Here is a 23,849-nt window from a genome sequence, read left to right on the forward strand (position 1 = left end):
TTCCGGCCCGCCCGGAGTCCTGCCGGTGCCTCAGCCGTCCTTCCGCAGGTCGACGATCCTCCTGATCTTCCCGACCGACCGCTCCAGTGTCTCCGGGTCGACGATCTCGACCCCGACGCTCACCCCGACCCCGTCCTTGACCGCTGCCGCGATGGACAGGGCGGCGGCCTCGCGCTCGGTCGTCGTCGCACCGGCCCGCGCCTCCGCCCGGACGGTCAGCGCGTCGAGCCGTCCCTCCCGGGTCAGCCTCAGCTGGAAGTGCGGGGCCACCCCCGGAGTCCGCAGCACGATCTCCTCGATCTGGGTGGGGAAGAGGTTCACCCCGCGCAGGATCACCATGTCGTCACTGCGTCCGGTGACCTTCTCCATCCGCCGGAAGGTACGGGCCGTACCGGGCAGGAGCCGTGTCAGGTCCCGGGTCCGGTAGCGGATCACCGGCATGGCCTCTTTGGTGAGCGAGGTGAACACCAGCTCACCCTCCTCGCCGTCCGGCAGGACCTCGCCGGTGAACGGGTCGACGACCTCCGGGTAGAAGTGGTCCTCCCAGATGTGCAGGCCGTCCTTGGTCTCGACGCACTCCTGAGCGACCCCGGGGCCCATCACCTCCGAGAGCCCGTATATGTCGACCGCGTCGATGGCGAACCGCTCCTCGATCTCGGCGCGCATCTGCTCCGTCCACGGCTCCGCGCCGAAGATGCCGACCTTCAGCGACGTCGTGCGGGGATCGACCCCCTGGCGTTCGAATTCGTCCAGCAGGGTCAGCATGTACGAGGGCGTGATCATGATGATCTCGGGACGGAAGTCCTGGATCAGCTGCACCTGGCGCGCCGTCATGCCCCCGGACGCGGGAATGACGGTGCAGCCGAGGCGTTCCGCTCCGTAGTGAGCGCCGAGGCCCCCGGTGAACAGGCCGTAGCCGTACGCCACATGGACCTTGTGGCCCGCCCGTCCGCCCGCCGCCCTGATCGACCGGGCGACTACGTCCGCCCAGGTGTCCAGGTCACGCTCGGTGTACCCGACGACCGTGGGCCGGCCGGTCGTGCCGCTGGAGGCGTGGATGCGCCGCACCCGGTCCTCGGGAACGGCGAACATCCCGAACGGGTAGTTGTCGCGCAGATCGGACTTGACGGTGAACGGGAAGCGGGAGAGATCGGCGAGCGTCCGGCAGTCTTCGGGGCGCAGCCCCGCCTTGTCGAAGGCCGCACGGTAGAACCCGACGTTCTCGTAGGCGTGCCGCAGTGTGGCCCGGAGCCGCTCAAGCTGCAGGGACTCGAGCTCGTCGCGGCCGAGCCGCTCGCCGGCGTCCAGCAGCGCGGTCATACGGATCATCCCCTCGACGACCGGCGACCGACCATTCGGTCGCCTCCTGGGAGCAGTAATTCAGGAGCCGGGGGGTTCTGGCAAGGGGGAAGGCCTGGCCTGTGGACAACTCCTGGTGAGAGGCCCGGCTCGGTGAGCCCGGGGTGGTGGTCCGGCCGCCGTCGCGCCGGGCGGTGGTACAGGCGGCCGGTCCCCTCGACCGGTACGTCGTCGATCGACGCGTGACGTACCCGCATGAGCCCGCCGCCGTCGGATTCCCAGTTCTCGTTGCCGTAGAACCGCTACCTGCGGCCCGTGTCGTCACGCCACTCGGTAGGCGGAGCGCACGTCGATCCGGCTGTCGTCGTGCGCCCACAGTCCCTCGACCAGGCGGTGGTCCAGCTCACGGGCCCACTTGCGGGTCAGAAGGACAGCCGGAGGAATCCGCTCCCGCCCACGTGCTCCTCGCCGAGGGCGCGACGGTCACCGCGGCCGTCTCCGGAACGCCTGAGCCGGCGGGCCGGGCGGCCGCCCGGCCCCTGGCAGACAGCACGGTCACCTGATTCGCTGTGGGCGTACGCACCCGCCACGGGCCGTCCGGCCTGTTTGGATGACAACCATGCCGATCTTCAGCACGTACGACGGAACCGAACTCGCCTACCACCTGGTGGGCGAGGGAGAACCTCTGATCTGCCTGCCGGGCGGCCCCATGCGGGCCGCCCGCTACTTCGGCGACCTCGGCGGCCTGTCCCGGGTACGGCAGCTCGTACTGTTCGACCTGCGGGGCACCGGGGAATCAGCTGTCCCCGAGGACACCTCGACCTACGCGATCGACCGCCTCGTCGACGACGTCGAGGCGCTCCGCGTGCACCTCGGCCTCGAACAGGCCGACCTGCTCGGCCACTCCGCCGCCGGGGAACTCGCGGCGCTCTACGCGGCGAAGTACCCGCAGCGGCTGCGCTCCCTCACGCTCGTCACCCCTGCGGCGGGCACCCTGGGCCTCCCCGCCACCGACCAGGACCGGCGCGATGCCGCAGCGCTGCGCGCCCACGAACCCTGGTACGCCGAGGCCAGGGCCGCGCTCGACGAGATCCAGGCCGGACGTGCCACCCCCGAGGTCTGGGCCGGCATCAGGCCGTTCATGTACGGCCGCTGGGACGCCGCCGCCCAGGCGCACGCCGCGGAATCCCCCGCGCAGCGGAACGCCGTGGCAGGCTCGCTCTACTATCCCGAGAGCGGCCTGGACACCGCGGCCGCCGTTGCCGTACTCCGGGCACTGCCGGTGCCCGTGCTCGTCCTCGCGGGGGAGTACGACGGTGGCCCCACCCCCGACCGCGCGGCCGAACTCGCCGCGCTCTTCCCGCACGCGGAGTTCGTCGTGCAGCGCGGCGCCGGCCACTTCCCGTGGATGGACGGCCCCGGTGACTTCGCCCGCGCGGTCGCCGCCTTCCTCGACCCCGGCGTCAGCAGCGTCCAGGCCGGAGGTATCCGCCTCGCCCACCGCACCTGGGGCGATCCCTCCGCCCCGCCCGTCGTGCTCGCGCACGGAAGGGGCGGGAGCAGCCTGGACTGGACAGGCATCGCCGAACAGCTCGCGGCCCGTCACCGGGTGTACGCCCTCGACTTCCGGGGACACGGCCTCAGCGACTGGCCGGGCCGCTACTCCTTCGAGTTCTTCCGCGACGACCTGCACGCCTTCCTGGAGGCCCGCAACCTCTCCGGTGCCACAGTGATCGGACACTCCATGGGCGGCGTGGCGGCACTCCTGCTCGCCCAGAGGTACCCGGCACTGATCGGGGCACTGGTCATCGAGGACGCGCCGCTCCTGCTCCCGCTCGACCCGCCCCGCCCGCCGGCCGAGCGGCCGTCGGAGGAGCCTGGCTTCGACTGGCAGGTCGTGCCGTCCATCGACGCCCAGCTCAACGACCCGGACCCGGAGGCACGGGAGCGCCTGGGTGAGATCACAGCCCCCACGCTCGTCGTCGGAGGATCCCGCAGCCACATCGACCAAGGCCAGCTGGAGTGGACGGCCCGGCAGATACCCGGAGGGCGGTTCACCTCCGTCGACGCCGGTCACCTCGTGCACACCGACAACCCGACGGCGTTCCTCGCCGCCCTCAGGGCGTTCGGGACCGGCTGACGGGCACGGCGGGCCCCACAGGGCCCGCCGCGCGCAGCCGTCTCGTCAGTCGCGGTGGAGCAGGGTCATCATGACCTCGTACAACGTCGCCTCCGGGTCCGCCGCAGCGCTCTCGGAGCGCCAGGCCACGAATCCGTCGGGGCGCACCAGAACGGCGCCCTCGGCCGACGTGCCGTGGGAAGCGGCCCAGTCCGCCCCGTCCTCGGACTCCAGGTCCGCACCCGGCGCGGAACCGATCCCGAAGGCCTGCAGGGGGACCGAGAGGCGCTTCGCCACCTGCTCCGCCGCCGGACGCCACTCCTGATACCGGGCGTCGCACAGCAGCACGAACGACTTCTCGTAGAGGTCCAGGGTCGACACACGCCCGCCGGCCCGGCCGAGCCACATGTGAGGTGCTCGCGTGCCGGGTTCGCCCGTCAGACCCATGCCCTCGGGAACCACCGGGAGGTCCGGGTCGGCGCCGAGAACGGCGCCCCGCGCATAGCGGTACCCGAGCGCGACCGTGAGCATGCCGCCCTTGCGGCCGTTGCCCGGGCCCGGCGAGCCGGCGTACCCCGGGTGGCTGTGCTCGCTCGAACGGGCCGAGGCGCGCGCGCTCGTGGCCCGTGCCACCGGCAGCCGCTCCGCCTCGTACGTGCGGAGCAGTCCCGGACCCGCCGCCTCGTCGAGCACAGCCGCCAGTTTCCACGCCAGGTTGTGCGCGTCCTGGATACCCGTGTTGGAGCCGAACGCCCCGGTGGGTGACATCTCGTGCGCCGAGTCGCCCGCCAGGAAGACCCGGCCGGAGCCGTACCGTTCGGCGACCCGCTCGGCCGCGTGCCACGGAGCCTTACCCGTGATCTCGACGTCCAGGTCGGGCGCTCCCACCGCCTTGCGGATGTGCTCGGCGCACCGCTCGTCGGTGAAGTCCTCCAAGGTCTCGCCCCGGTCGGGCTGCCACGGGGCGTGGAAGACCCAGCGCTCCACGTTGTCCACCGGCAGCAGCGCCCCGTCCGCCTCCGGGTTGGTCAGATAGCAGACGATGAAACGCCGGTCGCCCACCACGGAGGCGAGCCGGCGCGAGCGGAACGTGATGCTCACGTTGTGGAAGAGGTCGCCCGGACCCGTCTGGCCGATACCCAGCTGCTCCCGTACAGGGCTGCGTGGTCCGTCGGCCGCCACGAGGTAGTCGGCCCGCACCGTGGTGTGCTCCCCGGTCTCCCGGTCCTTCACCACGGCGGTGACCCCGTCCGCGTCCTGCTCGAAGGACAGCAGCTCAGTGGAGAAGCGCAGCTCGCTCCCCTGAGCCCGGGCATGGGTCACCAGCACCGGCTCCAGGTCGTTCTGGCTGCACAGGCACCAGCCGCTCGGGCTGAACCTGGCGAGCCCGCCGCCCGGGTCGATCTCCTTGAACAGCCACTCCTGGTCGTCCCCGGTGAGCGACCCGGCCTGGAGGATCCCGTGGTTGTCCGCCAGTACGGACGCGGCGTCACGGATGAGCTGCTCCGCACCCGCGGTGCGGAACACCTCCATCGTGCGGACGTTGTTCCCGCGTCCTCGAGGGTGCGTCGAGGTGCTGCTGTGCTTCTCGACCAGCAGGTGGCGGACTCCGAGCCGGCTCAGGAAGAGGGAAGTGGACAGGCCCACCAGGGACCCGCCCACGATGAGGACCGGTACGCGGAGGTCGGCGTTCTCGTTCATCTGTTGCTCCAGCTCGGACGCGTGACGGATGCAGTGACCATGCCCTCGCAGGGGGTCCTCGGCCGGGCTTCCGACGACTCCTCACCTGAACGGTTCATAAATCTCGCGCCGCCCGTACCAGCGTTCCACGATCAGTCGCGGGAGCGATGCTCGCGATGCGGGGGCGGACCTCACGCCGACGGGCAGGAACTGCGCCGCTCCCACCGAAACGACGGATGACGAGCGGCCACAGGACGTGGCCGTCGCACTGTCCCGAAGGAGAGCGCACGATGGCAAACGTCTCGGAACGCATATCCCAGTCGGCCTTCGACGGATCGAGGCTCCGGGTCATATTGATGATGGACCTGTACGACGGTGCCCAGAACGAGTTCCTCGAAGCGTACGAGCACATGCGCAACCAGGTCGCCTCGATCCCCGGGCACATCAGCGACCAGCTGTGCCAGTCCATCGAGAACCCCTCGCAGTGGCTCATCACCAGCGAGTGGGAGAGCGCGCCTCCCTTCCTCGCCTGGGTGAACAGCGAGGAGCACGTGGCGACGGTCCAGCCGCTGCACAACTGCGTCCGTGACACCCGCTCTCTTCGCTTCAGCGTCCTCCGGGAGACCGGCGTGGCCTTCGAGAACACCTCGGAGAAGTCCAAGGGCGGCCTGCAGGCCGCTCCGCGACTCGGCGACGGCGTCGTTCGGCACGCCCTCACCTTCACGGTGAAGCCGGGCACGGAGGAGATGGTCGCGAAGCTTCTCTCCGACTACGACTCCCCGCAGGCCCGCGTCGACGAGAACACCCGGTTGCGCCGCACCTCGCTCTTCATGCACGGAAACCGTGTCGTGCGCGCGGTCGAGGTCGAAGGGGACCTCATGGCGGCACTCCGTCACGTCTCCCGTCAGCCCGAGGTCAGGGCCGTCGAGGAGGCCATCAACCCGTACCTGGAGCAGGACCGCGACCTCAGCGATCCCGACTCCGCCCGGATGTTCTTCACCCGGGCCGCGCTCCCGACCGTCCACCACGTGAAGGCAGGGCGTCACGCGCCCGAGGACGTCCAGCGGCACTCGCTGTTCTACCAGGCCAAGGAAGGCTGCGGCATGGCACTGGCCAGGCTGCTCGCCGGTCAGGACGAGGAGGCGGCGAACGACGCCTCGAGCCCCATCGAGAGCAGCACGATCTTCCAGCGCGACGACGTCGTGGTGCGGCTCCTCGAAGTGAAAGGCCCGCTCGGCGCACAGCCCACGCAGGCCCTCGGCATCGGCGGCCCCCGTAAGGCGGCCATGCTGGGCCGGCTGCTCGACGGCGGTGCGAACGGCATGCCGACGACCGACCAGGAGGCCGCGCGCTTCCTCGCGCAGGCCGAGATGAACCTGATCACCGACCGTCGGGCCACCGAGTCCTGATGCGTCACCGGCGGCGGGGCCACCCCCTGCCGCCGTCACACCGCACAACGTGCCTGGAGGAGAACAGCCATGACCACCCACCGGCCTCGCATCGTGGACCTCAGCGAGACTCAGCCCAACCGCAGGCGCGGAGGCGACCTGCGCGCCATGCTCACCCCCACGGCGGTGGGCGCCACCAGCGGTTTCATGGGGCTGGCCATCGTCGACCCCGGTGACCGCATCGGTGAGCACTACCACCCGTACTCCGAGGAGTTCGTGTACGTCGTGGACGGACTCCTCGAAGTGGACCTGGACGGGGAGACTCTCGCCATGCGGCGTGACCAGGGCCTGCTGATCCCGCCGCACGTCCGCCACCGCTTCCGCAACGTGGGTGACACGGAGGCGCGCATGGTCTTCCACCTCGGCCCGCTCGCCCCGCGCCCAGAACTCGGCCACGTGGACACCGAGGTCACGGAGACCGCGGACCCCAGTGACGGCTACGCGCCGCCAGAACGAACGGGGGCGGCCTCGTGACCCGGCGCCGTGTGGCCGTGACGGGGGTCGGCGTCGTCGCCCCCGGTGGCATCGGAGTCCCCGCGTTCTGGGACCTGCTCGCCAACGGCCGTACCGCCACACGCGGCATCACACTCTTCGACCCGGCCCAGTTCCGTTCGCGCATCGCCGCGGAGTGCGACTTCGATCCCGTCGCCCACGGCCTGGACTCCGACCTGATCGCCCGCTCGGACCGCTACATCCAGTTCGCCCTCGTGGCGGCCAGGGAGGCGCTGGGCGACGCCGGCCTCGATCTCGAGAAGGAGGACCCCTGGCGCATCGGGGTCTCCCTCGGGACCGCGGTCGGCGGCACCACCCGCCTGGAGCACGACTACGTCGCCGTCAGCGGGAGCGGTGCGCGCTGGGACGTCGACCACCGGCCGGCGGGCGCCCACCTGGAGCGGGCGTTCGCTCCCAGTACCCTCGCCTCAGCGGTCGCGGAGGAGGTCGGAGCGCACGGCCCCGTGCAGACGGTCTCGACCGGCTGCACCTCCGGCCTCGACGCGATCGGCTACGCCTTCCACTCCGTCGAGGAGGGCCGGGTGGACGTCTGTGTCGCCGGGGCTTCCGACACGCCGATCACCCCGATCACGGTGGCCTGCTTCGACGCGATCAAGGCGACCTCGGCGAACAACGACGACCCGGAGCACGCCTCCAGGCCGTTCGACGCCCGCCGGGACGGCTTCGTCATGGGTGAGGGCGGCGCCGTCCTCATCCTCGAGGAGCTGGAGCACGCCCGCGCACGCGGGGCGACCGTCTACTGCGAGATATCGGGCTACGCCACCTTCGGCAACGCCTACCACATGACCGGGCTGACCAGCGAAGGACTGGAGATGGCCGAGGCCATCAACACCGCCCTCGCACACGCCCGGATCGACGGATCGCAGGTCGACTACGTCAACGCGCACGGCTCGGGCACCAAGCAGAACGACCGGCACGAGACGGCGGCGGTGAAGCGGGCCCTGGGCGCACACGCCTACAAGGTGCCGATGAGCTCGATCAAGTCGATGGTCGGCCACTCGCTGGGCGCCATCGGAGCGATCGAGATCGCCGCCTGCGTCCTGGCCCTCGAGCACCAGACGGTGCCCCCGACGGCCAACTACGAGACCGCCGACCCCGAGTGCGATCTCGACTACGTACCGCGCACCGCACGGCCCCTCAAGCTGCGCAGCGTGCTCTCGGTCGGCAGCGGCTTCGGCGGGTTCCAGTCCGCCGTCGCCATGACCCGATCAGGCGGGAGGACCCCATGAACGCCCCGGCAACCCCGGCACGCCGCAGTTCCGTCATCACGGGGATCGGTGTCGTCGCCCCCAACGGGACCGGCGCCGGTGCTTTCTGGAAACAGACCCAGGAAGGTGTCAGCGTCCTCGACCTCGTGTCCCGCGAGGGGTGCGAGAACCTTCCGCTGCGGGTCGCGGGAGAGGTCAGGGATTTCGATCCGGTCGCGTTCATCGAGGAGCGCTTCCTGGTCCAGACCGACCGCTTCACGCACTACGCGATGGCGGCAGCCGATCTCGCCCTGGACGACGCGCGCCTCGGACGCGCGGACTACGAGGGCGCTCCGTTCAAGGTGGGCGTGGTCACCGCCGCCGGATCCGGTGGCGGTGAGTTCGGCCAGCGCGAGCTGCAGAGGCTGTGGGGTGAGGGATCACGGTACGTCGGCCCCTACCAGTCCATCGCCTGGTTCTACGCGGCCAGCACCGGCCAGATCTCGATCCGGGGCGGCTTCAAGGGGCCCTGCGCCGTCGTGGCCAGCGACGAGGCCGGCGGTCTCGACGCACTCATGCATGCCGGACGGTCCATCCGTCGGGGTACGGACGCGGTCGTCGTGGGTGCGGCCGAGGCACCGCTCGCACCGTACTCGGTCGTCTGCCAGCTCGGCTACGCAGACCTCAGCCTCTGTGACGAACCCACCCGCGCCTACCGGCCGTTCACGGCGGACGCCTGCGGATTCGTGCCGGCCGAGGGCGGAGCCATGCTGGTGGTCGAGGAGGAGACGGCGGCCCGCGAGCGCGGTGCCAGGATCCGGGCCGAACTGGCCGGTCACGCCGCCACCTTCACCGGTGCTGCCCGGTGGGTGGAGTCCCGCGCGGGACTCGCCCGGGCGATCGAAGGGGCGCTCCGCGAGGCGGACTGCGCGCCGGAGGAGATCGATGTCGTCTTCGCGGACGCGATGGGCGTGCCCGCGGCGGACCGCGCCGAGGCCCTGGCGATCGCCGATGCCCTGGGCCCGCACGGGCGCCGTGTCCCGGTGACGGCGCCAAAGACCGGGACGGGCCGCGCCTACTGCGGCGCACCCGTGCTCGACACGTCCGCCGCGGTGCTCGCCATGGAGCACGGCCTGATCCCGCCGACGCCCAACGTCTTCGAGGTGTGCCACGACCTCGACGTCGTCACCGGGCGCGCACGCCCCGCCGAACTGCGGACGGCGCTCGTGCTGAGCCGAGGCCTCATGGGTTCGAACGCGGCCCTGGTGCTGCGGCGTCCCACCGACACCCCAGTGTGAGAAGGAGCAGTCCCTCATGAACGATCGACTGACGTACGAAGAGCTGGCCGTGCTCATGAAGAACGGCGCCGGCCTCACGGTGGACCCGTCGGCGATGGCCGACCGCCCCGGCTCGGCCTTCGACGAGTACGGCCTGGACTCGCTCGGCCTGCTCGGCATCGTGGCCGCGCTCGAGAACCGCTACGGGCGCCCCCTGCCGGCCGACGCCGACCGGTGCAAGACCCCGGGCGAGTTCCTCGACCTCGTGAACAACACCCCAGTGACAGGAGTCTGACGTGTCCGGACACACCGAGAACGAGATCACCATCGCCGCACCCCTGGACCTCGTCTGGGACATGACGAACGATCTCGAGAACTGGCCGCAGCTGTTCAGCGAGTACGCGGCCGTCGAGGTGATGAAGCGGGAGGGCCAGAAGACGACCTTCCGCCTCACCATGCACCCCGACGACAACGGCAAGGTCTGGAGCTGGGTCTCCGAGCGCACCACGGACCGTCAGGGACGCAACGTCCGCGCCCGGAGGGTCGAGCCCGGACCGTTCCAGCACATGGACATCCGGTGGGAGTACTCGGAGGTGCCGGGCGGCACGCTCATGCACTGGCGCCAGGACTTCGCGATGCGGCCCGACGCACCGGTCGACGACGCGTGGATGACCGACAACATCAACCGCAACTCGCGCGTCCAGCTGGAGCTCATCCGCGACAAGATCGAGCAGCGGGACCGGGAACGCCGCTCCGCCTCCGTCCCCGCCAACTGATGCCCCGAAAGGCAGCCAGATGCACCACGCACTGATCGTCGCCCGGATGGCACCCGAGTCCGCGCCGGACATCGCGAAGCTGTTCGAGGCCTCGGACAACACCGATCTCCCGCACCTCGTCGGCGTCAACCGGCGCACGCTGTTCCAGTTCGGCGACGTGTACCTGCACCTGATCGAGTCGGACAGGCCCCCGGGCCCGGAGATCGCCAAGGTGACGGAGCACCCGGAGTTCAAGGCCGTCAGCGACCGGCTCACCGCCTTCGTGAGCCCCTACGACCCGCAGACCTGGCGCGGTCCGAAGGACGCGATGGCGCAGCAGTTCTACCGGTGGGAGAGCGACGGCTCCGCCTGACACACGATGATCGCCCCGGGTCCGGCACTCAGGTGCCGGACCCGGGGCGATTCTTCGTGCGCCGGGGTGACGCTCTACGGCACGACGCACTCGAACGCGTGCAGGTACGCGTTGACGGGGTGGATCTCGCCCACCCGCAGGCCCGCGTCCGACATCCGCCCGACCAGGCTCTCCCGGGTGTGTTTGGCACCCCCGACGTTGAGCAGGAGCAGCAGGTCCATGGCCGTGGTGAACCGCATCGACGGGGTGTCGTCGACGAGGTTCTCGATGATCACCACACGGGCGCCGGGGCGGGCCGCGGCGACCACGTTGTGCAGCGTCCTGCGGGTGCTCTCGTCGTCCCATTCGAGGATGTTCTTGATGATGTAGAGATCCACCTCGAAGGGGATGTCCTCGCGGCAGTCGCCGGGCACGATCCGAACACGGTCGGCCAGCCGGCCGCCGTCCCGAAGCCTGGCGTCCGCACGGGCCACGACGCCAGGCAGGTCCAGGAGGGTGCCGTGGACCGAGGGGTGCTTCTCCAGCAGGCTCGCGAGGACATGCCCCTGGCCGCCACCGATGTCGGCGACCGAGGTGACCCCGGTGAGGTCCAGGAGGTCGGCGACGTCCTGCGCCGACTGCACGCTCGACGTGGTCATCGCCCGGTTGAACACCTGGGCGGACTCACCGGCGTCCTGGTGGAGGTATTCGAAGAAGCCCTTGCCGAACGTCTCCGGGAAGACGGTCGTGCCGGAGCGCACCGCGTCGTCGAGCCGCGGCCAGACCTCCCAGGTCCAGGGCTCCGTGCACCACAGGGAGATGTAGCGAAGACTGTTCGGGTCGTCCTCGCGCAGCAGCCGGGACATCTCCGTGTGGACGAACCTGCCGTCCTCCGTCTCACTGAAGATCCCGTAGCAGCACAGGGCCCGCAGCAGCCGGCGCAGAGGCACGGGCTCGGCGTCCACGACCAGGGCGAGCTCCGCGGCCGAGGCCGGGGTCTCTCCCAGCGCGTCGGCCACGCCCAGCCTGGCCGCCGCGCGCACGGCCCCGGCGACGGCCGCTCCGAACGCGAGTTCCCGCAGCCGCATGGACGGCGGCGGGTTCTGGGCGGCGGAGACCTGGGGTGTGCCGAGGGGGGTCGCGACAGGCGTGGTGTCGGGGGTGGGGCTCACGGTGGTCATACCGTCTCGTTCCTCCTTGCGCGGCGGGGGGCCGTCATCCGGCACACATCCCGGCCGGGACGGACGTCCCGCAGGTGTTGCTGACGAAAGTGTTGCCGGTGCCGGAGGTGTCGCGGTCGGCGAGGTCGGCCGGCTTGTTGCCCTCGACGAGGTTGCGGCTGATGGTGTTGTCGGTGTTGAGCGCGCCCACGAAGCTCTTGAACAGCAGGATGCCGCCGGAGAGCGGGGTCGAGCCGACGTTGTCCCGGATGACGTTGGAACGCACGTCGGTGGCCTCGCTGCCGGTCAGGACGATGCCGGACCCCTGGATCGCGGACAGCCGCGGAGTCGCCGGACAGAACTTGTTGTTCTCGAGGATCCGGTTGCCGCTGATCGTCATCGCCCCCGCGGCCGGCTTGGACTCGTCACCCACGACGAAGACCCCGCTGCAGTTGCCCGTCAGAAGGTTGCCGTCGATGACGAGGTTCCTCACGCGGCGGGCGGTGACGCCGATGCGGTTGTCGCTGACCGAGTTGTCCAGGACGAGCGTCCCTCCGGTGTCGGTCGCTCCGCCCTCCTCGCTGACCGAGTTGGCGATGAAGATCCCCGCGTCCCCGTTTCCGGTGGCGGTGTTGCGCCGGAAGTCGCCACGGGTCGAACGCTCCTGGGCGATGCCCCAGGTGCCGTTGCTCCGGGCGGTGACCTTGCGGACGCTGAGTCCGTCGGTCCAGGAGGCCCAGATGCCGCTCTTGTCGAAGCCCGAGACGGTCAGCGAGCGGATGCTGACGTCGTCGACGGTGTGGCCCTTGGTCCCGATCACGCAGATGCCGTTCCCACCGGTGGCGCAGGCGTTGGCGGCCTTGGCGCCGTCGGCTGCCGGCGGTGCGACGACCGTGCGGCCACGGGTGCCGAGCAGGGTCAGGCCCGGCTTGGTGATCAGAACGCTCTCACGGTAGGTGCCGGGCAGGACGACGATCGTGTCGCCCGGGCGAGCTGCGTCCACCGCGCTCTGGATGGAATCGCCGGGGCGCACCACAAGATCACCGGGTCCGGCCGCGCTGGAGGGGACGGCCGCGAGACCCAGGGCCGTGGCCGTGGAGAGGGTGATCCCCGCCAGGCATTTCATGTGTCTTTTCCTCATGAGCCGAAGCTATGGGCGATCAACCACCGGTGCCACGCAAGGTGAGCGTATGGATACATGGCGTGCCTGAATGGCTTACTCGCGCGTGCGTTCCCGCCGGGGCGCGGGTGCGTCCGCGTGGCCGTAGCGTGGCCCCATGGCGGGCGAACGTGATCTTCGAGTACTGCTGCACGGCATGCGGCCCGAGCTGAGGCCCGGCCGCTACGTCTACACCACCCTGCCCGCCGGAGAGGTGCCCGCCGGTGTCACCCCGGTGGTCACCGTCTCCGAGCGGGAGGGGCTGACGCTCGTGGTTGCCGAGGCGCAGGCTGTGGCGGCGGGGCTGCCGTACGATTTCGTCGCCTGCTGGATCATTCTGCGTGTGCACTCGGCGCTCGACGCCGTCGGGCTCACCGCCGCGGTCTCCCTCGCCCTCACGGATGCGGGGATCAGCTGCAACGTGGTCGCCGGATTCCACCACGACCACCTGTTCGTCCCGCACGCACGTGCGACCGAGGCGGTACGGGTCCTGGAAGCGCTGGCGGCGGAGTCCGGGTAGCAGTGCCCGGCTCCGCGACGTGAGCCGGGACACGTAACATGGGCCCATGTCCTTCCTCCGCCGCCGTAGCGCCGCCACACCCGCGGGCCCGGACTTCGATGTCCTGGCCATGGATCCGGGGGACTGGCCCGGCAACCTCGGCGCCGGCCTGCTCCCCGCTCCCGACGGAAGCTGTCAGGGCGTGTTCCTGCGCTACGACCTGTTCGGCGGCCGCGGCCCCGCGATGATCATCGGCAATCTTCCGGAGGGCTCGCCGGCCCGCGAGACCGAGGAGGGCCAGGTCCCCTTCGAGGTCGCCCAGCTGCTCCTCGCGCTCGAGAACGACGAGCCGGTCGAGGTGACGGGCACGGAGGACGTACCCGTCCTGCAGGGCGACAGTCTGCTGATCGTGCGCCGCATCAAGCTCTCCGAGAGCCGGATCTCCTGCGTACAGTTCGACCGGAGCGACGGTGTGCTCGTCACCATCGCCAGCTGGGACCGGCCGATCACCGACGACCTCTACGCACTGCTCAAACCCCTGCCCGCTGAACTGTTCCAGCAAGGCTGAAACGTCCCTGCTCCGTCAGCAGCCGGATCACCTGGGCGGCAGACGTCCCGAACCCCGTGGGCCCGCCGAGGTGCCACGGGGCGGCGGTTCCCCGCCGCAGGTCCTCATCGCGGTAGCGCCGGCAGCCCCGGTGCCAGATCAGGATGCCCGCCAGCCAGTGCCGGAGCTCCTGCACATAGCCCGCCAGCGTCTCCCGCGCCTCCGCGTCCAGGTTGAACTCGTCGTACAGAAGCGGTAGTTCGTGCTCGGCCGCATGCTGGAACTGCTCCATCCGCCCCTTCATGAGGTCGTGCACGATCGCCACCCCCGTGGGGTAGTCCACCCCGAAGAAGTTCTGTACGACCAGGACCCCGTTGTGCACCTCGCCCTCGTACTCGATCTCCTTCTGGTAGGAGAACAGGTCGTTCATCAGGCACGCGTAGTCGGCCGCCGCGTTCTCCAGGGACCGCAGCGGACCACTGCGGTAGACCTCGTCCGGCACCTTCCTGCCGTGGCCCAGCCGGCACAGGCTCATCGTCAGGTCCGAACCGAATGTGGCGCGGCGCATCTCCATGTAGTCCACCGGGTCGGGAATCCGGTTCTGCGCCTGGTTCGCCAGCTCCCACAGCCAGCTCGCCGTCATCGATTCCACGGCATCCCGGAACGTGCGCCGCGCCACCTCGTCCATCGGTCCCGCCGTCCGCCGCCACAGATCGCCCAGCCCCCGCTCCAGCGCGTTGACCGGCTCGGGGGCGGACGCCGCGTCGAGCGGCATGAACAGCGACAGCCGCTCGTTGGCGAGCCGTGCCCCCGCCAGATCACGGGACCGGCCGTGCACCACCGGGAACCAGTCGTCGCCGTACGTCCCCCAGGTCAGCCAGCCCGACGACAGGTCCAGCTCCTCGGGTGTCGCGTCGGGGTGCAGGCCCGCCGCGCACAGCGGCAGGTCCGTCGCGATCAGCCGTTCTTCGTCCCAGATGTGCGAACCCAGCACCCCGGGCTGCGCCTCCAGCAGACCCATACGCCGTGACCACTCCACGATCCTCACCCGCGCCCCGCCCAGGTGGGGGCTCAGTGTGGTCGTGAACGGCATCTCGAAATCGGGCAGCAGCGACGGACCGACGTGCCGGAACGGGGCGTGGGCGTGGCTCCTGAGCCGTGCCGACTCCGAGCGGGCCGTGAAGCGGACGGACGCGGCGGCCATCCCGAAACCGGACAGGGTTCGGGTGGCCGAGGACCCGCCGTTCATGTAGCGGCTGGAGCGCATGTGCCACTCGTGGCCCCCGGACTGCCAGTCCTGGAGACCCTTGACGTACCCGAGGACCGCGATCGTCTCGTCGGGGCTCAGGCCCTTCTCCGCGCAGAGGGGCGGAAGTTCGGTGAGAGCCGTGTTCTCGAACTGGTGGAGGCGAGAGGTCAGCAGATCGTTGACCGCGTCCGCGGCGTCCTGGGTGGAGCAGTCCAGGAACCTCTCCAGGACCAGCACGCCGTTGCTGTTCTCGCCCTCGTCCTCGACCTCACGCTGGTACGAGAAGAGGTCGTTGCGCAGATGCACCGCGTCGGAGAACGCGTCCCGCAGCACCCTCAGCGGACGGGCGTCCGCCAGCGAGGCGGGTACCTCCGCGTTCGCCGCGTACTCCACCAGCCCCGCCGACCACGGGGCGCCGCCCACCTTGCGCCGCATCTCGATGTACTCGACCGGATTCGCGATCCTGCCCTCGTTGATGTTCGAGAGCTCCCACAGGGACTCGTTGAGCAGGTTCTCCGTCGACTCCGCGAACCGGGCGCGCCAGGCGTCCGACATGGCCGGAACGGTCCTCGCCCACAGGTCCGCCAGCCCCGCCTCCACCGGATTGGTCGGCTCCGGTGTCGCGGCGCCCCGCTCCATCGGCATGAAGGCGGGCAGCCGGTCCAGATAGCTCTTGCCGCCCTCACGGTCCGGAGTGCGTTTGAACAGCTCCAGGAAGTGGTCGTCGAAGAAGAAGACCCACACGTACCAGTCGGTGACCAGGGACAGGGCCCCGGACGAGCAGTCGGGATGGGTGTACGCGCAGAGCAGCGCGTAATCGTGGGACTCGAGGTCCTTCTCCTCCCAGATCCCGGACCCCTCCAGCATCCCCATCCCGCGGGCCCACTCCCGGGTGTGGCTCCGGGCCGCGTCCAGGTGCGGGTTGAGACGCGCCGGATACGGCACGTAGAAGTCCGGCAGTGAGAAGGGCTGTGCCATGTGCGTCCGGCCTTTCCGAAAACTCCGTGCGGTCCACGCGGACCGTTCCTGTCGCCGCCAGCACTACCCCTCGGCCATCCGGGGCACGCGCAGCGCGGAATAGTCACACAAGCTCAGGTCCACGGCACACTGCACTCTTGACTCACCAACACCTCCCGCCACAGAGTGTGCGCCGACCGATGAACGGTGTGCGCCGACCGGCAGACGCTCACCCGCCCCTGGCCCAAGAAGGGTTGTCATGACGTCGAAGAAGAGGACCAGACTCGCGCTCGCACTGACCACAGCAGGGGCGCTGAGCGCGGCGCTCCTCTCCCCGGCGACGGCCGGCGCGGACACCTCACGACCGGAATGCCCGCGGTCCCTGGCCTGCGACTGGGTTCCCGCGGCCTACCAGCAGACAGGGGAGCCGGAGGACAAGGACACCTACGGCAACTACGACACGGCGAACCGGCCCGACAGCAACGCCGTCAAGTTCATCGTCCTGCACGACACGGAGGTCGACTACGACACCACCCTGAAGATCTTCCAGAACCCGGCCAACCAGACCTCCGCCCACTACGTGGTGCGCTCTGCGGACGGCCACGTCACACAGATGGTGAAGAACAAGGACGTCGCCTGGCAGGCGGGCAACTGGTACCTCAACACCCACTCCATCGGCATCGAGCAGGAGGGCGTCGCAGCGGAGGGCGCCAAGTGGTACACCCCCGAGATGTACAGGTCGACCGCACGACTGGTGCGGTACCTGGCCGCGAAGTACGACATCCCGCTCGACCGGCAGCACATCCTCGGGCACGACGGTGTGCCACCCACCAGCGCCGCCGGAACGAAGAACATGCACTGGGACCCGGGACCCTACTGGGACTGGAACCGCTTCATGGCGCTGCTCGGCGGGCCCGCCGAGCCCAGCGCCCACAAGCACAGCGAACTGGTCACCGTCAGCGTGGACTTCGCGAGGAACCAGCAGGAGTTCCGCGACTGCGAGAAGAGCGTCGACCTGCCACGGCAGGGGAGCAGCGCGGTCCCCCTGCACACGGAACCGTCCGCGGACTCGCCACTCTTCTCCGACCCGGGACTGCACCCGGACGGCTCGCCGGGGACGAACTGCGCCGCGGACTGGGGCAGCAAGATCAGTGCCACCCAGCAGGCCGTCGTCGCCGACAGGGCACCCTGCTGGACGGCGATCTGGTGGTACGGCGAGAAGGTGTGGTTCAGCACCCCGCCCGGGACCAGGGTCACCACACCGACCCGCGGCCGAGTGGTTCGGCCGAAGGCAGGCAAGGCCGAAGTGCCGGTGTACGGCGTCGCCTACCCGGAGAAGGCCGAGTACCCCACGGACTTCGTCAAGCCGACCGTGGGCACCCCACTCGTCTACACCATCAAGGCGGGCCAGGCCTTCCCTGGAGGCGGCGAGGCGCCCACCGGCTACTACTACGCGCCGACGATCGACGCCTCGAAGCCGTACGACCACACCTACTTCGGCGGAGCGCAGAAGTACGTGACGGTCCAGATCGGCCACCGCATCGGCTTCGTCAGGGCGTCCGACGTGGACGTGGTCCGAGTCGGCTCATGAGCAAGGGCTGACACGGCGAACGACGCGCTGCGGGACCCATGTGTCGGCACCGGTCCCGCAGCGCGCTTCCCCCGTCCGTCAGGCCGGTTGACCCGGCGTGGTCAGCGTGTGCCCACCGCCGCGCGCACGGCCCGCCGGGCCATCGCGCAGTCGTCGTGGAGCCTGCGCAGCAGCAGCCGCTGCTGCTCGCCGGAGGACAGCACGCCCTGCCGCGCCTGGCCGCCCCCGGCCGGAGCGCCTTCGCGCATGGCACGCTGGACAGCCGTCTCGTACGTACGGATCTCCCGCGTCAGCACGATCATCAGGTTGACCAGGAAGGCGTCACGGGCCGCGGCGCCGGATGCCTGCGCCAGCTGGCTGATCTGGCGTCGTGACGCCGGTGCGTCTCCGAGCACGGTCCAGAGCGTCGCCAGGTCGTATCCGGGCAGATACCAGCCGGCGTGTTCCCAGTCGACGAGCACCGGCCCGGTGGGTGGCAGCAGGATGTTCGAGAGCAGGGCGTCCCCGTGGCAGAACTGGCCCATCCCCTGCCGTCCCCCCGCGTGGGCCAGACCGTGCAGCAGCTTCTGCAGGTCACCCAGATCACGGTCGGTGAAGAGCCCCAACTCGTGATACCGCGCGATGCGCGCGGCGTAGTCCAGCGGCGCGTCGAACAGGCCGGCCTGCGGCCTCCAGGCGTTGACCTGGCTGATCGCTCCGAGGACGGCACGCAGATCGGCGCGGGGCGGCGCCTCCGCCGGATGCCTCGTCAGCGCCGCCACGCGACCCGGCATCCGCTCGATCACCAGGGTGCAGTTCTCCGGGTCTGCGGCGATGAGCCGGGGTACCCGGACCGGCGGACGGTGCCTGACGAAGGCACGGTATGCCGCTATTTCGTGCCGGAACCGCTCGGTCCACGCGGGGGAGTGGTCGAGTAAGCACTTCGCCACCGCGGTCGCGCGGCCGGTGGTGCCCACGATGAGCACCGAACGCCCGCTCCGCCGCAGCACCTGTACCGGATTGAACTCAGGGCAGATGCGGTGCACCGAGGCGATGGCCATCCGGAGCTGCGCGCCCTGGGCACCGGACAGGTCCAGTCTGCCGCTGAGTGGTTGGGAGCCCGGGCCCGCCGCCCGCCGGGGCCGGCCCGGGACGGACGCCTGCTGCGCCGCGCGGGGAGCGAGATACGGCCCGCCGCCCGCTCCCAGAGGACGAAGCGGCCGGGGCGGGGCGGACACGGAGGACGATGCTGTGTACATGGGCGGGACAGATCCCTTCGTGCGCCGACAAGTTGCGTGCGCCGCCCCGGCCGGCGGCCGTTCGGCACCCTGGGGAGTACCTAGGGCTGCCGGGCGGGGTGGCGCTTTCCTACCTGACACCGGCGTGCGGGTGGCACAACATCTAGCGACCCCTGGCGAACCCTGGCGAATATTCGCCCGGCATCCGCCGGGGGGCTAGGGTCAAGTCAGCCGAGAACCTGGGGGCTTGACGTGACCGGAGAACCCAACACCCGCCTGTCCGACCTGTTCGGCCTGGCCGGCTGGTCCAAGGGCGAACTCGCGAGAATGGTGAACAGGCAGGCGGCGGCCATGGGCCACCTCCAACTGGCCACCGACACCTCGCGGGTCCGGCGCTGGATCGACATGGGGGAGTCCCCCCGCGATCCCGTGCCGGAAGTGCTGGCGGCTCTGTTCACCGAGCGGCTCGGCCGTGTCGTGACCATCGAGGACCTCGGGTTCGGCCGGCGCGGGCGTGTGGGGAAACGGCGAAAGGCCGGGACTGAAGACAATCCCGACGGCTTGCCGTGGGCGCCCGAACGGACGGCAGCGGTCCTCACCGAATTCACGGGAATGGACCTCATGCTCAACCGACGCGGCTTGGTGGGCGCGGGCGCGGCGCTCGCCGCAGGCTCAGCCATCACCGGCGCCATGCACGACTGGCTGCACTCCGAGCCCGCTCCGGCGGCCCGGGCCACCGGACTCAACGACCCCCTGTACGCCGACAACGCGGGCTTCGACCTGTACGAGGCCGCGCCCGTCGGCTCCGAGGAGATCGAGGCCCTCGAGCACTCGGTCGAGGTGTTCCGCGCCTGGGACGCCTCCAGAGGCGGCGGACTCCAGCGCAAGGCCGTCGTGGGCCAGCTCAACGAAGTCGGCGGCATGCTCGCCTACCGCCACCCCGAGCACCTGCAGCGCCGCCTCTGGGGTGTCGCGGCCAACCTCGCTGTCCTCGCCGGCTGGATGTCCCACGACGTCGGCCTCGAACCCACCGCCCAGAAGTACTTCGTGATCGCCGCGCACGCGGCGCGCGAGGGCGGCGACCGTCCGCGCGCGGGTGAGGCGCTCTCCCGCGCCGCTCGCCAGATGGTCCACCTGGGCCGGCCGGACGACGCCCTGGACCTGATGAAGCTCGCCAGAACCGGATCCGGGGAGGAGACCCTGCCGCGTACCCGGGCGATGCTGCACACCATCGAGGCCTGGGCGCAGGCGGCGATGGGGCACGGGCAGGCCATGAAGCGCACTCTCGGCGAAGCCGAGGAGCTCTTCGTGTCGGACAAGGGCGATGTTCCGCCACCGAGTTGGATGCAGATGTTCGACGAGGCGGACATGCACGGGATGCAGGCCCTCGCCTTCCGTACGCTGGCCGAACACGACCCCGGTGCTGCCTCCACCGCTCAGCGGCACGCCAAGCAGGCGCTCGATCTGAGGATGAACGGGCGCCAGCGGTCCAAGATCTTCGACTACATCTCGCTCGCCTCGGCGTGCTTCATTGCCGACGACCCCGAGCAGGCCGACCGCTACGCGCGGCTCGCCCTGGTGTCGATGGGGGAGACGTCCTCGCACAGGACCTGGGACCGGCTGCGAGAGATGTACAGGCTCACGGGCCAGTTCGCGGGATACGCCAAGATCGAGGACCTGCGCGAGGAGATCGAACGCGCCCTGCCGCCGAGCACGTCAGCCAAGAAGGCAAAAGGCACCCGGATCTGAACCGACCCCGGAGTCAGGTCCGGCGCACCGGCTGTTGACGGTCCGGGCCGGTCCCGCCGAGTCCTCGCAACTCGGTGACACGGCGCGGTCCGGAAGTCCCCAAGGGCCGGTTCGAGGTCTCCATGTGGCCGGCAGGGCCCGGTCATGCCTCGACGCGGGCCACCAACACGCAGGCGTTGTCGAGTCGTTCGTCCGTACCGAGCTCCTCGACCACGATCCGCACGCATTCCTGTGCCGTGCGGGCCTGCGCGAACCGGGGCGCCAGCCGTAGGAGCACGTCCGGACCGGCGTTCCGGTCGCAGCGACGTGTCAGTCCGTCGGTGTGGAGTACGAGCACATCGCCCGGCAGCAGGTCCATCCGGTCCTGCTCGTAGATGACTCCGGAGGTGGCACCGAGCAGAACCCCGTCCGGTGCGGGCAGAGGACACCCCACTCCGTCGCGGAAGAGCAGCGGCGCGGGGTGCCCTGCCTGCGCCCACACGAGAGTCTGGGTCACGGGATCGAAGCGGCAGCACACAGCGCTGCTCAGAACAGGCTGGGCCGAGCATTCGATCAGCTGGTTCAGATGGCCCATGACCGGCCCCGGGTCGACGCCTGCCACCGCCATGCCACGCAGCGCGCCGAGCAGCATCGCCATCGCCGACGTGGCAGGGAGCCCGTGGCCGGTGAGGTCGCCGACGGTGAGCAGCGTCCTGCCGTCCGGGAGCGGCAGCGCGTCGTACCAGTCGCCGCCGATCAGTTCGCTCGCCCCCGACGGCAGGTAGCGGGCTGCGATGTCCAGACCGCTCGCCCCCCGGCCGGGTATCGGCAGCGAGCCGCGCCACGACGGCAGTACGGCCTCCTGGAGTTCCACCGCCATCCGGTGTTCGGCCCGTGCCATCTGCTCCCGGTGCCGCATCGTGTCCTGGGTCCTGCCCACGAGGTGCTCGCTGCGACGCAGCCTGCTGACGTCGCGCAGGACCGCCCACATCGACGCGGTGCAGCCGTCCGTGTCGAGAACGGGTTCCCCCATCATGTGCAGCGTCCGCATGTTGCCGTCGGGCAACAGGATCCGGAATTCGCCGTCTATCGGCCGGCCGTCCACCAGGCAGTCGGTCACCATGGACGTCAGGAGGGGCTGGTCCTCGGCCAGGAGCACCGACGGCAGTTCGTCCAGGGACAGCGCTCCGGCTCCCGGTGCCCTGCCGAAGATCTGATAGAGCTCGTCGGACCAGCTGACCTCGTCGGTGAGCAGGTTCCACTCCGCGCTTCCCACTCTGCTCAGCAGCGAGCCCGTCGGCGGCCCGGCCGGTGCCCGGACGGACCCGTCTCCCGCGGGCTCGGCGGCGGGGATGCCTGGGATGCCGTCCCGCAGCTGTCCCAGATGCTCGCCGAGGTCGTCGAGCTGATGGACGGCGAGGTCGCAGAGTGCCCGCTGCCAGCGCAGCTGGGGATCGTCGTCTTCGATCACTGAGGCGTCGCGCCGCACGGCGTCCACATCGCCGCGCAGCAGCCGGGTCCGGTTGATCAGGGCATCGACAGCGTCCCGCTCGGGCGGTTGTGGGGCGGGGCGGTCCGCAAACAGATGGGACGGCATCTGGTACTCCGATACAGGCGGTACGGCCGGTTCGTGGGGGTGGACCGAACACGACTGTTGCACAGGCTCGAGGGCCCCGTAAGGGCTTTGGCAACACTCGATACGTTCTTGCTTCTGGCATATGCCGTCGGCTGGGTGGAGCTGGGGTCCGCCGAACACCCTTGCCTCTGGCGGCGAGTTGACGCAAGTCGACCGGCGTGAGCGGCCCGGCGTACGCCCGCGCGTGCCATTCCGTGCGGCGCGCACGACCCCGGAGCAGGGCGTATGAGGGGTGGTGCGGGATCATGGGCCGGCGGTGCCCGTCGTCGCTGATCCCGAGGCGTCGAGAGGGCGTTCGGTGCGACGGTCGGAGGTTCGTCGACCTGTCGTTCGGATCTTGGTCGTGCCGGAGGCGAGGGGGTTACCCCATCGAGGGAATGACGGCGCATCTGTGCGTGTTGTGCCGACCAGAAGTGAAAACGACACCCATTCCCATCCCGGGAGCGGGGTCGGATCCTGTCTGGAGGTCCCATGGCGCGCAGTGAGACCAGGCCCGTCGTACTGCTCCGGTCCACGGCCGGAACCGGCCACACCTATGCGACACGGAAGAACCGGCGCAACGACCCCGACCGGCTGGAGCTGCGGAAGTTCGATCCTGCCGCGGGCCGTCACGTCGTGTTCCGTGAGGCTCGCTGACGGTCGGCGACAGCGCCGTCCCGTTCACCGTCGGTGTCGTACCCGACCTGCGTGGTCGTGGTGTGGATCACACCCGGTGGGAGTGATTTCCGGGAACGGCGGACGGTGGTTTATCGTTCATCTATACGTGGGGGTGAACGGCCTGGCAGCAGTCGGCCTTCACTTCCGCACAAGAGCCGCCCCGGCTGGATTCCCCCGATCCGGCCGGGGCTTCTTGCTGCCTCCGTGTACGTGTCGCCGCCGTTCACTGACTGACGTTCCCGGGGACCCGGCCGGTCCGCGCTCGGGAGGGCGGTACGCGCAGGTCCGTGCCCGGAGGGACCGCGCCTCACATGGTCTGTGTGAGATCCGCGGCGTAGTGCTCGATGGCAGGCCGGTACTGCTGCACGTGTGGACTGTCGCTGGTCGTCGCGACCAGTCGCAGCAGGAGCTGCATGGCCTCGTGGTGCTCCCCGGTGTTGAACAGCGCCATGGCCAGGAAGGTCCGCAGCGCCCCGTCGTCCGGGAACTCCGACACCCCGCGCCGGAGCGTCTCGACAGCCTGCCCGAACCTGCCCAGGACACGGTAGGTGCTGCCGAGCCCCAGCAGCGCCCCCCTGCGCTCCTCGTCCCCGAGCCCTTCGTCCTGCAGACTCCGCTCGTAATAGGGGACGGCCTCCGCCTCGAGGCCGAGCACGTCGTGGACCCAGGCGGTCTGATAGGCGACGTCCGCCGCGTCGGGGAACGCGGCGGTGAGGGAGAGGAGGCGTTCCCGGGCCTGTTCGGGATGCCCCTCTTCGCGCAGCCTCACGGCCTGCGCCAATAGCTCGTCCTTCTCCTGTGCGCTCATGCGCCCATCGT

At 70.2% G+C, this 23,849-nt stretch carries 23 protein-coding genes; 13 read left to right on the forward strand and 10 right to left on the reverse strand.

Annotated features, from left to right (window positions below):
• Nucleotides 1-30 precede the first annotated feature (30 nt).
• The 3 genes from paaK to P8A20_RS35065 all read right to left on the reverse strand — a co-directional run bounded on the left by paaK (nt 31) and on the right by P8A20_RS35065 (nt 1,743).
• A complete protein-coding gene (gene paaK / locus P8A20_RS35055) occupies nt 31-1,320 on the reverse strand; it encodes a phenylacetate--CoA ligase PaaK (protein ID WP_147960601.1) in 1,290 nt (429 codons plus the stop codon).
• Nucleotides 1,321-1,325: 5 nt separating this feature from the next.
• The gene (locus tag P8A20_RS35060) at nt 1,326-1,556 is read right to left on the reverse strand and encodes a hypothetical protein (protein WP_261988747.1); all 231 of its coding nucleotides are present in this window, start codon (nt 1,554-1,556) and stop codon (nt 1,326-1,328) included.
• A 64-nt stretch (nt 1,557-1,620) separates the two neighbouring features.
• Nucleotides 1,621-1,743, reverse strand: coding sequence for a DUF1348 family protein (locus P8A20_RS35065; RefSeq protein WP_327380499.1), 123 nt, complete (start codon nt 1,741-1,743; stop codon nt 1,621-1,623).
• 175 nt (nt 1,744-1,918) lie between these two features.
• Between P8A20_RS35065 and P8A20_RS35070 the strand changes: the two genes are divergently transcribed.
• A complete protein-coding gene (locus P8A20_RS35070) occupies nt 1,919-3,439 on the forward strand; it encodes an alpha/beta fold hydrolase (RefSeq protein ID WP_306104955.1) in 1,521 nt (506 codons plus the stop codon).
• Nucleotides 3,440-3,484: 45 nt separating this feature from the next.
• Here the strand turns inward: P8A20_RS35070 and P8A20_RS35075 are convergent, their stop codons facing one another.
• Complete coding sequence (locus P8A20_RS35075; protein WP_147960599.1) at nt 3,485-5,119, reverse strand: FAD-dependent oxidoreductase; 1,635 nt, start codon at nt 5,117-5,119, stop codon at nt 3,485-3,487.
• Between the two features lie 269 nt (nt 5,120-5,388).
• Here P8A20_RS35075 and P8A20_RS35080 point away from each other — a divergent pair, with 269 nt between their 5' ends.
• The 7 genes from P8A20_RS35080 (at nt 5,389) to P8A20_RS35110 (ending at nt 10,651) form a co-directional block, all read left to right on the forward strand.
• A complete protein-coding gene (locus P8A20_RS35080; protein WP_306104956.1) occupies nt 5,389-6,507 on the forward strand; it encodes a SchA/CurD-like domain-containing protein in 1,119 nt (372 codons plus the stop codon).
• Between the two features lie 69 nt (nt 6,508-6,576).
• Nucleotides 6,577-7,020: a cupin domain-containing protein gene (locus tag P8A20_RS35085; RefSeq protein WP_147960597.1), complete on the forward strand. Its 444-nt coding sequence runs from the start codon at nt 6,577-6,579 to the stop codon at nt 7,018-7,020.
• Nucleotides 7,017-8,288: a beta-ketoacyl-[acyl-carrier-protein] synthase family protein gene (locus P8A20_RS35090; RefSeq protein WP_147960596.1), complete on the forward strand. Its 1,272-nt coding sequence runs from the start codon at nt 7,017-7,019 to the stop codon at nt 8,286-8,288. Before P8A20_RS35085 ends, P8A20_RS35090 begins: the two co-directional genes overlap by 4 nt.
• Nucleotides 8,285-9,544, forward strand: coding sequence for a ketosynthase chain-length factor (locus tag P8A20_RS35095; protein ID WP_306104957.1), 1,260 nt, complete (start codon nt 8,285-8,287; stop codon nt 9,542-9,544). Before P8A20_RS35090 ends, P8A20_RS35095 begins: the two co-directional genes overlap by 4 nt.
• Before the next feature lie 16 nt (nt 9,545-9,560).
• Complete coding sequence (locus P8A20_RS35100) at nt 9,561-9,818, forward strand: acyl carrier protein (protein WP_147960594.1); 258 nt, start codon at nt 9,561-9,563, stop codon at nt 9,816-9,818.
• Nucleotide 9,819: 1 nt separating this feature from the next.
• Nucleotides 9,820-10,299, forward strand: coding sequence for an SRPBCC family protein (locus P8A20_RS35105; RefSeq protein WP_147960593.1), 480 nt, complete (start codon nt 9,820-9,822; stop codon nt 10,297-10,299).
• 19 nt (nt 10,300-10,318) lie between these two features.
• Entirely contained in the window at nt 10,319-10,651 is a 333-nt protein-coding gene (locus P8A20_RS35110) for a TcmI family type II polyketide cyclase (RefSeq protein WP_147960592.1), read from the forward strand.
• Between the two features lie 74 nt (nt 10,652-10,725).
• On the opposite strand, the gene P8A20_RS35115 is transcribed toward P8A20_RS35110, so the two are convergent.
• Nucleotides 10,726-11,811, reverse strand: a complete 1,086-nt coding sequence (locus tag P8A20_RS35115) for a methyltransferase (RefSeq protein ID WP_306104958.1) — start codon at nt 11,809-11,811, stop codon at nt 10,726-10,728.
• 34 nt (nt 11,812-11,845) lie between these two features.
• Complete coding sequence (locus P8A20_RS35120; protein ID WP_261988746.1) at nt 11,846-12,931, reverse strand: right-handed parallel beta-helix repeat-containing protein; 1,086 nt, start codon at nt 12,929-12,931, stop codon at nt 11,846-11,848.
• Between the two features lie 136 nt (nt 12,932-13,067).
• On the opposite strand from P8A20_RS35120, the gene P8A20_RS35125 reads away from it, so the two are divergent.
• Nucleotides 13,068-13,469, forward strand: coding sequence for an ACT domain-containing protein (locus P8A20_RS35125; RefSeq protein WP_147960590.1), 402 nt, complete (start codon nt 13,068-13,070; stop codon nt 13,467-13,469).
• A 46-nt stretch (nt 13,470-13,515) separates the two neighbouring features.
• On the forward strand, nt 13,516-14,016 hold the full coding sequence (locus P8A20_RS35130) for a hypothetical protein (protein WP_147960589.1): 501 nt from the start codon (nt 13,516-13,518) through the stop codon (nt 14,014-14,016).
• Here P8A20_RS35130 and P8A20_RS35135 read toward each other — a convergent pair.
• Nucleotides 13,979-16,222, reverse strand: coding sequence for a terpene synthase family protein (locus P8A20_RS35135; RefSeq protein ID WP_147960588.1), 2,244 nt, complete (start codon nt 16,220-16,222; stop codon nt 13,979-13,981). The genes P8A20_RS35130 and P8A20_RS35135 overlap by 38 nt on opposite strands.
• A 238-nt stretch (nt 16,223-16,460) precedes the next feature.
• Here P8A20_RS35135 and P8A20_RS35140 point away from each other — a divergent pair, with 238 nt between their 5' ends.
• Nucleotides 16,461-17,792, forward strand: coding sequence for an N-acetylmuramoyl-L-alanine amidase (locus P8A20_RS35140; protein WP_306104959.1), 1,332 nt, complete (start codon nt 16,461-16,463; stop codon nt 17,790-17,792).
• Between the two features lie 101 nt (nt 17,793-17,893).
• Here P8A20_RS35140 and P8A20_RS35145 read toward each other — a convergent pair whose 3' ends face one another.
• Nucleotides 17,894-19,030 carry an aminoglycoside phosphotransferase family protein gene (locus tag P8A20_RS35145; protein ID WP_306104960.1) on the reverse strand — a complete coding sequence of 379 codons (1,137 nt, stop codon included), beginning with the start codon at nt 19,028-19,030 and terminating at the stop codon, nt 17,894-17,896.
• A gap of 231 nt (nt 19,031-19,261) precedes the next feature.
• Between P8A20_RS35145 and P8A20_RS35150 the strand changes: the two genes are divergently transcribed.
• Nucleotides 19,262-20,758 (forward strand): DNA-binding protein NsdB, encoded by a 1,497-nt coding sequence (locus P8A20_RS35150; protein ID WP_306104961.1) that lies wholly within the window; start codon nt 19,262-19,264, stop codon nt 20,756-20,758.
• Between the two features lie 142 nt (nt 20,759-20,900).
• Here the strand turns inward: P8A20_RS35150 and P8A20_RS35155 are convergent, their stop codons facing one another.
• The gene (locus tag P8A20_RS35155; RefSeq protein WP_306104962.1) at nt 20,901-22,334 is read right to left on the reverse strand and encodes a PP2C family protein-serine/threonine phosphatase; all 1,434 of its coding nucleotides are present in this window, start codon (nt 22,332-22,334) and stop codon (nt 20,901-20,903) included.
• A gap of 510 nt (nt 22,335-22,844) precedes the next feature.
• Here P8A20_RS35155 and rpmG point away from each other — a divergent pair.
• Nucleotides 22,845-23,009: a 50S ribosomal protein L33 gene (gene rpmG / locus P8A20_RS35160; RefSeq protein ID WP_109880931.1), complete on the forward strand. Its 165-nt coding sequence runs from the start codon at nt 22,845-22,847 to the stop codon at nt 23,007-23,009.
• 328 nt (nt 23,010-23,337) lie between these two features.
• Here the strand turns inward: rpmG and P8A20_RS35165 are convergent, their stop codons facing one another.
• Nucleotides 23,338-23,838 (reverse strand): tetratricopeptide repeat protein, encoded by a 501-nt coding sequence (locus P8A20_RS35165; protein WP_147960583.1) that lies wholly within the window; start codon nt 23,836-23,838, stop codon nt 23,338-23,340.
• Between the last annotated feature and the right edge of the window lie 11 nt (nt 23,839-23,849).

The organism is Streptomyces sp. Alt3, from assembly GCF_030719215.1.
GTDB classification, from domain to species: domain Bacteria; phylum Actinomycetota; class Actinomycetes; order Streptomycetales; family Streptomycetaceae; genus Streptomyces; species Streptomyces glycanivorans.